Genomic DNA, 12,075 nt, shown 5'->3' on the forward strand with positions numbered 1-12,075 from the left:
TTCTAAGCTTTTGAATCGAATAATGTCAAACGGCTGACAGGCTTGCGCGCCGCTTGCGGCTCTTTATAATTCATATTCTCTTTTTCACCCGGCATGATCATATCGAATGCCCCTGAGATGAATTGTAAAGCCTGAATCGTGAGCTGTTTGTTCATCTCATTCACTTCTTTCAGACGGTCAAGAAGCGCAGACAAAGAGTGAAATAACCCTTCAAGCTCCTGTTTTTCACTGCCTGAAGTTCTGGAGATGCATGCAGCAATTGTATTGTCCTCACCGCGGCTGAGAAACTGAGAAGTTAACCTGATTCGTTCTTCCTCAGTCTGCCCGATTGCCTGAATATACTTTTGCTCTTTAGTCAATATGTTGGAGAGCTCTTTTGTTTTACCTGCTTTCAGCGCTTCCGTTTTCTCCTCAGACAGCGTGAGCAGATGTTCATGCAGTGCGCAAAGTCGCTTCAGTTGATCAATAATTGGCTTTGCTGACATTGGCTTTCTCCTTTTTATTGCTTTTTATAAAAATTCACTATGTTTTCAGCGATGCTGTTTGAATCTATTTTATATGTTCCGCTCTCTATATCCGCTTTAAGCTGAGCGATTTTTTCCTGACGTGTTTTAGTGACCGCATCTGACGCATTTTGAAGCTCTTTTGCATGAGAAGAAATTTCCACTTTGTCCTTCGGCTTTGCAGCCTCTTTTTGTACGGCTTGCTTTTCGTAATTTTTTTGGTATGGATTAACGGATTGTGTTCCGTACTGATTGATTTTCATAGGATTCCTCTCGCTTTCTGTTCGCAGTCTAATTCTTTTATCGACTGCGTTATCAGTTAGTTTAGGGAATCAGGTGTTTTTGGTATTATAGGCATAGTATGTGTCTTTTGTACTGTTTTTTTCTTTGGATTCAGCGGCTGTTTTTTGGTTCATATGGTCTAATTGTGACTCAATATCTGTCTGACAGGACTTGCAAAATTTCCCCGTCCTGATCGGATTTCCGCACCTTTCGCAAGGATATGCCAAATTTGGAAGCTGGCTGATCTGAATCCTTTTTTGTTTGATAAACTTGAGGATCAGCTCTTCATCCACACCTGTTTCCTCAGTGATCTGCTGCATCGTCGACTGTCTGTTGATCTGCTTTCTCAAAAATTTATAGACGGTTTCAAATGCTTTTTCTTCTTCTTTAATACATGCCTGGCACACGGTCTGCAGGTTCGTTTTAAAAAATAAAGCATTGCATTTTGGACAATTCGCCAATTCACCCATCGTATTAACTCCTATTCCTTCTTTAATCTGCCTTATATTTCTATCAATTATATCGGCAGAAAAAAAGAATGATTTAGCTCCTGATTAAAGTAAAAGAGGAGACCGATGACGCTTTACCCGCTGTCAGCAGGACTTCGGCGGCTTGATGCAGTGTGGCGCCCGTCGTATAAATATCGTCTATTAAGATGACGTTCATACCTTCGGCCGAGTTTTCGGCTGCTGAAAACTTTTTTTCTGCGGACAGCCTTTCTGTTTTGCTCTTTTTGGATTGTTTTTCATTGTTCAGTCGGATGAGGGGGAAAATGACGGGCATTCCGAGCAGAGAGGCCAGCAGCTCGGATTGATTGAATCCGCGTTCCGCCAGCCGTTCGCCGCTCAGCGGAATAGGGATGAGAGTATGTGTATTTGATGGATATGCCGCTTTAAAGCCGGCAGCAAAGTCACGTCCAAATGCTTGAATGATTTTCGCATCACCCCTGAATTTAAACCGGGCTAATGAGTCCTTCATCGCATCATTATACAAATATACCGAACGGTTTTGCCGCAGCAAAAAGCGCTTTTCCGTTTTTGATTCCCGGGCCGCACAATCAGCGCATTTTTCATTTGACTCCTGAGGCCTCCCGCATATAGTGCATACGGGGCCTTCAATTTTTTCGAATCGGCTGCTGCATATGGTGCATACCTCTTGCTCGGGCGCCAGAGAAAACAGAGATCTCCAAGTCAATGAACTTGAAATTGGTGAGTCACACAATAAACAATTCAGAGATATTACGCTCCTTCCCGAGTTTCACAGAACTCGCTTGGATTAACCGAAACAATCGCCGCTGATTCAGCCAGAATGACAAGCAGCGCTGTATTTTTCTGTTTATCAACTATCTCTGCTTTTGCATAAGCAACTTTCTTTTTATCTGTAACATATGCCGGCTCAGCCCGGTTTAATGAAAGTGCTAGTACATCATTTTTGCATACCCGGCATGTGCATTTCATATGAAGCTGAGGCATATGGCGGTCGAGAAGTTCCTTTAATATGATTTCTTTAGAATTGACAAGCATGCTGACAGCTCCTCATAGGAAAGTATGAGTATACTGTATCACGTTTTCTGAAATTAACTAGTCCAACAATTTACTTTTTTGTGCCAATTTGTTCATATGTTCTATATGTTTTTTTGCTTTTTTCATTCCGTTTGTCATTCCGAAATGAAACATGACGACATCACCGCTGAAATGTTTATAATGCCTTCCCGTTCTGCCCGCGATCTGTACGAGCGCGCTCTCAGTAAAGATAGGTGCTTCTGCGCCGAGGACACATGTCTGAACTTTGGGTACGGTAACTCCTCTTTCTAAAATCGTAGTCGTTACCAGCAGGTCAAGCAGGCCGTCTCTGAACCGTTTCACTTTATCCTTTCTGAATGTGTCTTCCGCATGTACGCCTTCTGCCCGTATGTTTAATTTCTGAAAATAATCCGTTGTCTTTTTCAATACGTGTACAGACGGAACGAATAAGAAAACCGGCAGCTGTGATTGAAGTTTTTGGCGGACCCAATCCGTTACAGAGCGCGGCAGTTTTCCTTTCTGAAGCTTCTTCTTCCAATTGCCGCACCACAAAAAACGCGGCTCCGGGAGAGGTTTCCGATGATATCTGGCCGGTATGCGAACGCTTTTCAGCAAACCGGCTTCAGCATTCTTTTTTAATGTGTCTGAAGGAGTTGCCGTTACATAAACAAGGGCGCTGTTTTTCTTCCTCGCTTTATCAACAGCGAACCTTAATGTCTCATCGGCTGAAAAAGGAAACGCATCTACTTCATCTATTATCATGACATCAAAAATGTCTCGGTAGCGCATCAGCTGATGAGCGGTTGAAATCATCAGCGGAGTCAAGCGGCCTTTGTCCTCGCTGCCGCCGTACAAAGCAGAAACGTCGACTTTCTCAAATGCTTTTTTCAGTCTCGGCAGCAGTTCAAGTACGACATCTGTACGCGGAGTCGCGACACAGACGCGCAAACCGTGATTCAGGGCAAACTCGATACCAGGAAACAGCATCTCTGTTTTCCCCGATCCGCAAACCGCCCATACTAACAGCTCTTGTCTCTCTTTTATCGCATCTGTAAGCGCGGCGGCGGCCTGCTTCTGTCCGTCTGTCAGTGTTCCTTCCCAAGAAAGCTTTACAGGCTTCCAGCTGTTTTCAGGGGCTTGATTCCAAGAATATAACGATGTCAGTTCATCAGCCCTTCCCATCATGACACAGGCACGGCAATAGGTGATCTGCCTTTTGGCAGAGGGCGCCCAAAATGCCGCAAAGCAGGCTTGATCAGACTGACCGCATCGTTGGCAGATGTAACGGTTTTTCCGGCGGATGATTGACGGCTCGGCCGTTATATACTCTTTTTCTATAAAACGGTTGATGCGCTGATCTGAAAACGGTATCTCAGCTCTCAATAAATGTCGGCCGTAAAAGAAATCCCGCACCTCTGAAAATTCTGAAGCACCTTCGGCCATCTCCCTGCCTCCTTTCTGCTCAAAGTATGCCTGCCGGGAATTTTTTTGTCGAATCACGAAAATTTAATAATAAAAAAATCTCCGCCCTTGAAAACGGAGATTTTCACTTAGTTTTTAAAACACCAGCCGATTCCGATGGCGCCTTCGCCCAGATGGGTTCCGATCACGGCACCGAAATAGCTGTTATAGAATTCGACATGAGGATATTTACCGCTTAACTCCTGTATAATATCCGCCGCTTCTTCTTCCCTGTTTGCATGGATGACAGCGGCCCGCATCGGGATTCCTTTACTTGCATCCTCCCCAAACAGCTCAAAAATTCTCGAAATCGCTTTTTTGCGTGTCCGAATCTTCTCAAAAGGAACAATTACCTTATTGTCAAAATGAAGAATAGGCTTTACCTTTAACAGACCGCCGATAAAAGCCTGAGCACTGCTTAGACGCCCGCCCCGCTGGAGGTGTGATAAATCGTCCACCATAAAATACGCACGGACTGTTTTTTTCATTTCTTCCAGCTCTTTTATAATCTCTTCCGGTGAGTCAACACCGTCTTTAATGAGCTGTGCTGCCTTTAATGCATAAAAACCTTGCGCCAAACAGCTGATCTCTGAATCAAAGGGATAAACTTTAATATGATCAACCATAGTGTTTGCCGAGGCGGCGCTGTTATAAGTTCCGCTGATTCCGCTGGACAAATGTATGCTTATGACTGCGTCATATGTTTTGCCCAGTTCTTCGTACAATGCGATTAATTCACCGAAAGAAGGCTGGGACGTAGTCGGCAGCTCATCATGATTTTTTACTTCTTTATAAAAACTTCTCCAGTCGAGTTCTGTTTCTTCGCGGAATGTTTTTTCACCGAAAACCACTTGAAGAGGGATCATATGAATATGATGTTCTTCTCTCATCTCTTTCGGAATATATGCTGTACTGTCTGTTACAACTGCAATCTTCATCACTTTACCTGCCTTATTAAGTACTTAATAAGTATTTTAATAGATATGAAGCTGTAAAAAAAGACTTGCCTATTATGGCAAGTCTTCTCATACATGACTAACGCATCTCTACCCAGCCGTTTTTAATGGCTACGACAACGGCTTGTGTCCGGTCATTAACGTTCATTTTCTGCAAAATATTACTCACGTGGTTTTTCACTGTTTTCTCACTGATAAACAATGATTCACCGATTCCGCGGTTGCTTTTTCCGTCTGCAAGCATTTGCAGCACTTCACATTCCCGTCTCGTTAATATATGTAATGGTCTCCGGATTTCCGGATAAACCTCATGCTGAGGATGAGCAGAAACTCCGCTTGTCGCAAGACGGCGGAATTCGTTGACAAGATTGTGGGTTACTTTCGGGTGAAGGTAAGAACCGCCCTCGGCTACCACTTTCACTGCTTCGATTAAAGTATCTGCGTCCATCTCTTTCAGGAGATAGCCTCTTGCACCTGTTTTTAAAGCATGAGTCACATAGTTTTCATCATCATGGATGGAGAGGATAATCACCTTAGATTCAGGGTACAGCTCAACAAGCTGTTTAGTAGCCTCTACTCCATTTACATTCGGCATATTGATGTCCATTATGACAACATCGGGATGATAATGCTCGACGATTCGAGCCGCCTCATCTCCATCGTCACCTTCTGCTACCACTTCAAAGGTAGGTTCAAAATCCAATATTCTTTTTACACCCTCACGGAATAGTTGATGGTCGTCGATAATAACAATATTTACTTTAGTCACACGCTACGCCTCCTTATCCTATTGTTCTATATACGCCGCTGTTCGGTCAATATGTCTTTTGGCTCTATTTAACAAATTATAGGCCGAGAGATAACGGAACCTTAATCATGATAAATGTCCCAAGACCTATTTTAGAGTCTATCGTTATCGTTCCTTCAAGCAGATCTACTCTTTCTTTCATTCCCAGCAAGCCGAATGACTTGTTTTTCTTTTGTTTAGCATCCTTAATATCAAAGCCTTTTCCGTTGTCCTTAATGATAAGAACGACAAAATCAGCGGTTACTTCCACTTTTACTGTTATTTCCTCTGATTCTGAATGTTTGAGTGCATTTGTGACGGCTTCCTGAGCGAGACGGAAAAGCGCCACTTCAAATTGCGGGGCAAGCCTTTTGTTCTCCGTGTCTCCGATACACTGAAAATGTATTTTCACCTTTCCGTTGTATTCTTCAGTTGTATAAAGATATTTTCTCAGTGTCGGAATCAGCCCGAGATCGTCCAATGCCATCGGTCTTAAATCATATATAATCCTTCTGACTTCGTAAAGGGCATTCCGCACATTCTGCCGAAGATTTCTGATTTCCTGAAATCCGTCCTCCGTGCCGCGGTCGCGGAAGATCCGTTCAATTAATTCCGATCTCATCATGACATTTGCCAGCATCTGCGCGGGACCGTCATGAATTTCTCTGGAAACTCTTTTTCTTTCTTCCTCTTGGGCTTCGATGATTCTTAAGCCGAAATCTTGTTTAGCCTGCGCATCGGCAAGAAGAAGCCCTACTTGGCGAAGGTCTTGATTCAGGTAATTCAGAACGACGGTTATTTGGCTGACCAATGATTCTGACCGTTCAATGATTTCCTGAAGCCCCAAAAGCCGGCGTTCTAAATCATCTCTGCGCTCCCGCAGCTGCTTTTCACGCTGCTGGATCATCGTCAGTTCCACTTGAAGTTTGTGCGCCTTTTCATAGGCGTTGCGAATTTCTTCTTCGCTGAACTTATGGAAATTTCTGCTCACTTCAGACAAGCGGTTTCGTGCGTGCCGCGTATGAACTTCAAGTTTGTCGCCCAGCTCAATGACTTCGTACACCTGCTGTTTGATCTGTTTGAGTTCTTCAACCAGCTGCTCATATTGCTGGCGCGACTGCTCTCCGATTTGAAAAACCTCGTCCTTGCTCCCGTCCACGGTTTTCAGCATTTTCATAAGTATAGAATCCAAAACTTTGGAGTCCATCTTCGATTTATTCATCTGTCTCCCTCCGTAACGGTGTTGTTATGTATTTTTATTATAAATGTAATTGAACTGCAATTTATGTCGAATTATAATGAAAGAATGCGTATATTCTAGAAAAAAACATTTTTATATAGTATCTTACTCTTTCATGATACCAAAATATGCGCAAAAATTCTAAAGTCTGTTCGAATTTGTAGAAACAAGTCTTTTAATGCTTGTCAGGAGGGTCCAGCAATCATGCTGCACAGCTATTTAACAGTTAAAGAAGCGGGTGAACATGAGATTGTGATTGAAAAATCACGTTTTATCTGTCACCTGAGCCGTGCTGCTTCTGAAGAGGAAGCGCAGGAATTTATACAAAAGATAAAAAAACAGCACTGGAATGCGACTCATAACTGCTCAGCTTATCTGATCGGCGAAACCGACCATATACAAAAGGCCAATGATGACGGAGAACCAAGCGGAACAGCCGGCGTCCCCATGCTGGAAGTGCTGAAAAAACGAGGTCTGAAAGATACCTGCGCGGTGGTTACCCGGTATTTCGGCGGAATAAAGCTCGGTGCAGGCGGATTGATTCGTGCATATGGGAAGTCAGTGTCTGAAGGCTTAAATCATATAGGAGTTACGGAGCGGAAGCTGATGCGGATTATGCATACATCAGCGGATTATACGTGGCTCGGCAAGATAGAGAACGAACTGAGAGAATCAGTTTTTTTACTGAAAGATATCCATTATGCGGATCATGTCGAATTTGAAACGTACGTTGAAGAAAAAGACAAAGAAGCGTTTCTAAAATGGATGACAGAACTGACGAACGGCAAGAGTAAGAATACAGAGGGAGAACTGACGTATTTAGAAACAGACGTCAGCCCTAAAGGAGACTAATGTAATGGCTGAACGTGTAAGAGTGCGTGTTCGAAAGAAAAAGAAAAGCAAACGAAAGATCATATTCAAACGGATTTTGCTGCTGCTTACCCTCGTTTTGTTAGTCGCTGCCGGATTTGGCGGATACAAAGTATACAAAACGATTAATGCGGCAGATAATGCATATGATGCCCTTTCCCGCGGAGACAAATCAAAATTGCGGGATAAAGTCATCAATATGAAGAAAAAACCGTTCTCCATTTTGTTTATGGGGATCGAAAATTATGCCACCAGCGGAAAAGGCGGACGATCAGATTCTCTTATTGTCGTTACCCTTGATCCGAGAAATAAAACAATGAAAATGCTGAGTATTCCTCGTGATACGCGGGTGACGCTTGCCGGCGACACAACCGGTAACAAAACAAAAATCAATGCGGCTTTTGCTAAGGGCGGAGCGGATGAAACCGTCTCAACCGTCGAAGACTTATTAGGCATACCGATTGATAAGTATGTCACTGTCGACTTCAATGGCTTTAAGGATGTTATTGATGAGGTAGGCGGGGTCGATGTAAAAGTGCCGTTTGACTTCGACGAGATGAGTGACGTCAGTAAAAAGAAACGGATCTATTTCAAGAAAGGAAACATGCATTTGAACGGTGAGCAGGCTTTGGCTTACGCGCGGATGAGAAAGCAGGATAAGCGCGGAGACTTCGGCCGGAATGACCGCCAAAAGCAAATTTTAAACGCACTGATCGACCAAATGTCAAGAGCTGGAAATATTGCTAAAATCGATAAAATCGCTGAAACAGCGAGCAATAACGTCCAAACAAATATCCGAATCACTGAAGGACTCGCTCTTCAGCAGATTTACAGCGGCTTTACCAGCAAAAAGATTGATACACTGACCATAACAGGATCAGATTTATATTTAGGCGGAACCGCAACTACGCGCGGAACATATTATTTCCAGCCGGATCCAGCCAATCTCGAAAAAGTACGGCAGGAATTGCAGAAGCACCTGGATTACCCGTCCGGAAGCAGCACGGTGTCCGATCCCGCTTCTGACAGCACCGGAACGGACAGTACAACTGATTCGACTTCCGGCAGCACCGGAACAAGCGGCACAACCGATTCAACCAACGGTACTGCAGGTGCAAACGGTACGGACAGCACACAGTCCGGCGGCACAACAGGCTATTAAGAGTAAACCCGATCCTTTGAGCAGGATCGGGTTTTTCTATATAATAAGAGAATAGCAAAAAAGCAGACCATTCGCATGATCTGCTCTTTTTAATTTTTCTTTACCAATCTTTTGTAAAACTTGGTAAATGGTTTAAATTGTTCATTTACTAACCCTGTGACCTCTGCTATGATTTGCATAAATACAATCAATACAAAAATAATAAACAGCGAAAGCCATATGGTCGCACTTTTCAGCAGGATGGCACTGACGCTGAAAATAAAGCCGATTAAATAAATGATAATGACAGCCGTGCGGTGTGACAGCCCGAAGGCCATCAGCCGGTGGTGTATATGTGACTTATCAGGCGCTGAGATCGGCTGTTTGTTTAAAATCCGCCTGATGACGGCGAATGTCGTATCAAAAATCGGCACGCCCAAAATGATGATCGGAATGATGATACTGAATAAAGTAACACTTTTATAAAGACCTAATAATGAGAGTACTGAGATGACGTATCCGAGAAAGAGCGATCCGGTATCTCCCATAAATATCTTTGCCGGGTGAAAATTATAAAATAAAAATCCGAGTGTGCTTCCTATCACGACAAGTGAAAGTGACAGAATAAGGATTTTCCCCCCGGATAACGCCATAACGGCGATAGTGGAGAGTCCGATGACCGACAGGCCGGCAGCGAGTCCGTCCAAACCGTCAATCAGGTTCATCGCATTCGTAATACCGACGATCCATAACACAGTCAGCGGGTAAGCGACCCATCCCAATTCTAAACGTTCCGTTAAAAACGGTACGGAGAAAAAGTCCATTTTCAGTCCCGTGCTCACAATCATAATGGCCACGGCCAGCTGGACGAAAAACTTTACCTTTGCGCTTAATTGGTATTTATCATCAAGGATTCCTAAAATAACAATAATAAACGCACCCACCGTAATGGCGGTCATTTTTGTTTCATTATATATGCCGGCCGCGAGCACACCCGCCGCTACGCCGATAAAGATGGCCAAGCCGCCCATACGGGGCATTATTTTATCATGTACTTTTCGGTTGCTGGGCTGGTCAACTGCACCTATTTTGATCGCAATTTTTTTTACGATAGGAGTTAGGATTAAAACCGTTAGCAGAGAGACAAAAAACGCAACAACTATGCGAAACATGCGTTCGTCAAGCATAAAGAAGTCTCCTTTGGAATTATATGAAGTCTTTTCTGATATTGAACCGTTCCTTCCATTATAATTCTTACTAGTTATTATAACAAGCATCATCAAAAAGAAACACGCAAATCAAAAAATGCGCTTTCCCTTTTAATGGGATTGCGCATTTTTCAATATACCCGTGCATTCGAGCATTCGGCCGAATAAAACATTCCAATCTCGTCTCCGGGCCAATTCACGGCGCAAAGCCTCGTATGATCCGCGGCGGTCCGCTGCCAGAAGCGCTTCGCAGGCCGCGATGAAATCTGCGGGGTCGCTCCCTTCAACGTATTCATAAACGTAAGGCCTTTTGATTTTTGACGTAGAAGAAAGGTTGCAGCCGACAACCGGTTTCCCGGCGGCTAAAAATTCAAAAAGCTTAAGCGGAAATACCGCGTCATTATAAGGTGAATTTTTATACGGCATGATGCCGATGTCGACAAGCTGCATATAGGACGGCACTTCATTCGGCGCGGCAGGTCCCGTCCAGATGACATTCGGGCGTTCCAGAAGCGACTCGAAATCCGGATCGTCCTGAGCCGTGTTCGGGCCCACCAATAAAATCGTCCAGTCAGGCCGCACATCTGCCGTTTCCGCCATAAGCGCAAAATCGAGCTTCGGTTTGATTCCGCCGATAAAACCGAGAACCGTTCCGTTCCGTCCCCGTAAAATGTCTTCATCCGGCTGTTTATTTTCCCGTGAAAACAGGTCATATTCCACTCCGTTTTCAATGGTGAACACTTTCTGGTGCGGGTTCTCCAGCTTTTTTCCGACCTCCCGGTGCAGACAGTCAGATGTGCAGGTGATGGAATCGGCACGCTGAATGATTCTCATTTCCGCCTGTTTAATGATGTTTCTTCTTACATTTGACAGCACACCGGCCCGGCCGCTGATCGGAGCGGCCCACAGATCACTGCAATCGTAAATCACTTCATCCCAAGGAAACAGATCTGCCAGAAGCGGAAAACCGGGGAAGGTGTACCATAAGCAGCAGCGGGCCCCTTCTCCTTCTTCCTTCAGCATGTGCAACAATGGTGAAAGTTTATGCCTGTAACACATGTCTGTATACCTGCCGAAACGGAATGCTTTTTGCTGCATGAGATCCTTTACAGTGAACTGCCGGATTCCCTCGGCGATCCCGGCCGTCTGACCATCATTGGCTCGCGGGGACGGGCATACCCAAATGACGCTTTTCGTTTCTTTTTGCCGGGCAAGAAATTCAGCCAGCCGGTGCCGTCTGTATCTCAGCCGGTCATGCCCCCATTCCGCCGCTCCGACGATTACGTGAATAATCGGTTCCACCTTCATCACCCAGCTCCTCTGACGCCTACAGTCTTTTCAAGACCGCGTTTTTCGCATATTGCATAAAACACCACGAAGCCTTGATAAAATGCAGGCGCTCAATTTCTCTATAAACAAACCACGTTTTTTTTGCGGCTTTCCACTTGTTGCTTGAAATCGAATTCTGCACAAGCCTGTATTCTGAAAGGCACTCATTCAGGCCGTAAGCCGTAAATCCCCTTTTCAGCAGGGAAAGCCATGTCGCTAAATCCTGCCGCGTTCTGATATCAGGCATTTGAATCTGCCCCGTCTGCTCTCTGTCAATCATGACCGTTAAACATCCGATAATCGTGTTTTTTAAAGCTTCATCATATGACAGGCTTTCAGGGGCTTGAATCGTTTTGTCCGTCGGCGTTCCGTCCTGCTCCATGACGCTGTAGCCCGTAAATGAAAAAGCGCAGGAACGCTCCGCCATAAACGCAAGCTGTTTTTGAAGCTTTTCCTTTTTCCATCTGTCATCGCTGTCCAGAAATGCGACATAACGGCCCTTGGCATGTTTAAGGGCTGTATTTCTGGCAGCCGCGGCTCCCCCGTTTTTATCTAAATAAACGACGCGGATCCGCTCATCTTTTTGTTCATATTGCCGTAAAATATCTCTCGTTCCGTCCGTTGAACAATCATCCGCGATAATCATTTCCCAATGCGGGTGGCTTTGATGTAAAACGGACTGAATCGTGTCTTCGATATATTCACTTGCGTTATAAGACGGTGTAATGACAGATACGAAAGGTTTCCAGTTTGTCATGGTCACATCTCCATCGCA

General features: G+C 44.5%; 14 protein-coding genes. 2 read left to right on the forward strand and 12 right to left on the reverse strand.

Annotated elements, in window-relative coordinates:
• Positions 1 to 2: 2 nt before the first annotated feature.
• From OWN49_RS07285 to degS, 9 genes are all read right to left on the reverse strand, one after another.
• The gene (locus OWN49_RS07285) at positions 3 to 485 is read right to left on the reverse strand and encodes a flagellar protein FlgN (protein WP_003151394.1); all 483 of its coding nucleotides are present in this window, start codon (positions 483 to 485) and stop codon (positions 3 to 5) included.
• Between the two features lie 14 nt (positions 486 to 499).
• Positions 500 to 766: a flagellar biosynthesis anti-sigma factor FlgM gene (gene flgM / locus OWN49_RS07290; RefSeq protein ID WP_003151393.1), complete on the reverse strand. Its 267-nt coding sequence runs from the start codon at positions 764 to 766 to the stop codon at positions 500 to 502.
• 69 nt (positions 767 to 835) lie between these two features.
• Positions 836 to 1,255 (reverse strand): TIGR03826 family flagellar region protein, encoded by a 420-nt coding sequence (locus tag OWN49_RS07295; protein ID WP_043867469.1) that lies wholly within the window; start codon positions 1,253 to 1,255, stop codon positions 836 to 838.
• Between the two features lie 73 nt (positions 1,256 to 1,328).
• A complete protein-coding gene (locus OWN49_RS07300; protein ID WP_202980098.1) occupies positions 1,329 to 2,018 on the reverse strand; it encodes a phosphoribosyltransferase family protein in 690 nt (229 codons plus the stop codon).
• A gap of 5 nt (positions 2,019 to 2,023) precedes the next feature.
• Complete coding sequence (locus tag OWN49_RS07305) at positions 2,024 to 2,308, reverse strand: late competence development ComFB family protein (protein WP_017418816.1); 285 nt, start codon at positions 2,306 to 2,308, stop codon at positions 2,024 to 2,026.
• Positions 2,309 to 2,365: 57 nt separating this feature from the next.
• Positions 2,366 to 3,751, reverse strand: coding sequence for a DEAD/DEAH box helicase (locus OWN49_RS07310; protein WP_176283561.1), 1,386 nt, complete (start codon positions 3,749 to 3,751; stop codon positions 2,366 to 2,368).
• A gap of 107 nt (positions 3,752 to 3,858) precedes the next feature.
• On the reverse strand, positions 3,859 to 4,707 hold the full coding sequence (locus OWN49_RS07315; RefSeq protein WP_003151387.1) for a DegV family protein: 849 nt from the start codon (positions 4,705 to 4,707) through the stop codon (positions 3,859 to 3,861).
• Between the two features lie 97 nt (positions 4,708 to 4,804).
• Complete coding sequence (degU, locus tag OWN49_RS07320; protein ID WP_003219701.1) at positions 4,805 to 5,494, reverse strand: two-component system response regulator DegU; 690 nt, start codon at positions 5,492 to 5,494, stop codon at positions 4,805 to 4,807.
• A 76-nt stretch (positions 5,495 to 5,570) separates the two neighbouring features.
• A complete protein-coding gene (gene degS, locus OWN49_RS07325) occupies positions 5,571 to 6,734 on the reverse strand; it encodes a two-component sensor histidine kinase DegS (RefSeq protein WP_003151385.1) in 1,164 nt (387 codons plus the stop codon).
• Positions 6,735 to 6,956: 222 nt separating this feature from the next.
• Here degS and OWN49_RS07330 point away from each other — a divergent pair, with 222 nt between their 5' ends.
• Both OWN49_RS07330 and OWN49_RS07335 read left to right on the forward strand, forming a co-directional pair.
• Entirely contained in the window at positions 6,957 to 7,604 is a 648-nt protein-coding gene (locus OWN49_RS07330) for a YigZ family protein (RefSeq protein WP_060657503.1), read from the forward strand.
• A gap of 4 nt (positions 7,605 to 7,608) precedes the next feature.
• On the forward strand, positions 7,609 to 8,784 hold the full coding sequence (locus OWN49_RS07335; protein WP_176283562.1) for an LCP family protein: 1,176 nt from the start codon (positions 7,609 to 7,611) through the stop codon (positions 8,782 to 8,784).
• Between the two features lie 89 nt (positions 8,785 to 8,873).
• Here the strand turns inward: OWN49_RS07335 and OWN49_RS07340 are convergent, their stop codons facing one another.
• The 3 genes from OWN49_RS07340 to tuaG form a co-directional block, all read right to left on the reverse strand.
• The gene (locus tag OWN49_RS07340; RefSeq protein WP_003151382.1) at positions 8,874 to 9,950 is read right to left on the reverse strand and encodes a glycosyltransferase family 4 protein; all 1,077 of its coding nucleotides are present in this window, start codon (positions 9,948 to 9,950) and stop codon (positions 8,874 to 8,876) included.
• A 132-nt stretch (positions 9,951 to 10,082) separates the two neighbouring features.
• On the reverse strand, positions 10,083 to 11,279 hold the full coding sequence (gene tuaH / locus OWN49_RS07345) for a teichuronic acid biosynthesis protein TuaH (RefSeq protein ID WP_070082461.1): 1,197 nt from the start codon (positions 11,277 to 11,279) through the stop codon (positions 10,083 to 10,085).
• Between the two features lie 19 nt (positions 11,280 to 11,298).
• Positions 11,299 to 12,057, reverse strand: a complete 759-nt coding sequence (gene tuaG / locus OWN49_RS07350) for a teichuronic acid biosynthesis protein TuaG (protein ID WP_003151380.1) — start codon at positions 12,055 to 12,057, stop codon at positions 11,299 to 11,301.
• Between the last annotated feature and the right edge of the window lie 18 nt (positions 12,058 to 12,075).

The sequence above is a fragment of the Bacillus sp. NEAU-242-2 genome (genome assembly GCF_027853835.1).
Taxonomy (GTDB): Bacteria; Bacillota; Bacilli; order Bacillales; family Bacillaceae; genus Bacillus; species Bacillus velezensis.

Excerpts from the sequence above, each read along its gene's own strand:
- OWN49_RS07335 (WP_176283562.1), top strand. The coding sequence starts at position 7,609 with ATGGCTGAACGTGTAAGAGTGCGTGTTCGAAAGAAAAAGAAAAGCAAA.
- OWN49_RS07315 (WP_003151387.1), bottom strand. The coding sequence starts at position 4,707 with ATGAAGATTGCAGTTGTAACAGACAGTACAGCATATATTCCGAAAGAG.
- tuaG (WP_003151380.1), bottom strand. The coding sequence starts at position 12,057 with ATGACAAACTGGAAACCTTTCGTATCTGTCATTACACCGTCTTATAAC.
- OWN49_RS07310 (WP_176283561.1), bottom strand. The coding sequence starts at position 3,751 with ATGGCCGAAGGTGCTTCAGAATTTTCAGAGGTGCGGGATTTCTTTTAC.
- OWN49_RS07295 (WP_043867469.1), bottom strand. The coding sequence starts at position 1,255 with ATGGGTGAATTGGCGAATTGTCCAAAATGCAATGCTTTATTTTTTAAA.
- OWN49_RS07340 (WP_003151382.1), bottom strand. The coding sequence starts at position 9,950 with ATGCTTGACGAACGCATGTTTCGCATAGTTGTTGCGTTTTTTGTCTCT.
- degS (WP_003151385.1), bottom strand. The coding sequence starts at position 6,734 with ATGAATAAATCGAAGATGGACTCCAAAGTTTTGGATTCTATACTTATG.
- OWN49_RS07285 (WP_003151394.1), bottom strand. The coding sequence starts at position 485 with ATGTCAGCAAAGCCAATTATTGATCAACTGAAGCGACTTTGCGCACTG.
- tuaH (WP_070082461.1), bottom strand. The coding sequence starts at position 11,279 with ATGAAGGTGGAACCGATTATTCACGTAATCGTCGGAGCGGCGGAATGG.
- flgM (WP_003151393.1), bottom strand. The coding sequence starts at position 766 with ATGAAAATCAATCAGTACGGAACACAATCCGTTAATCCATACCAAAAA.
- OWN49_RS07330 (WP_060657503.1), top strand. The coding sequence starts at position 6,957 with ATGCTGCACAGCTATTTAACAGTTAAAGAAGCGGGTGAACATGAGATT.
- OWN49_RS07305 (WP_017418816.1), bottom strand. The coding sequence starts at position 2,308 with ATGCTTGTCAATTCTAAAGAAATCATATTAAAGGAACTTCTCGACCGC.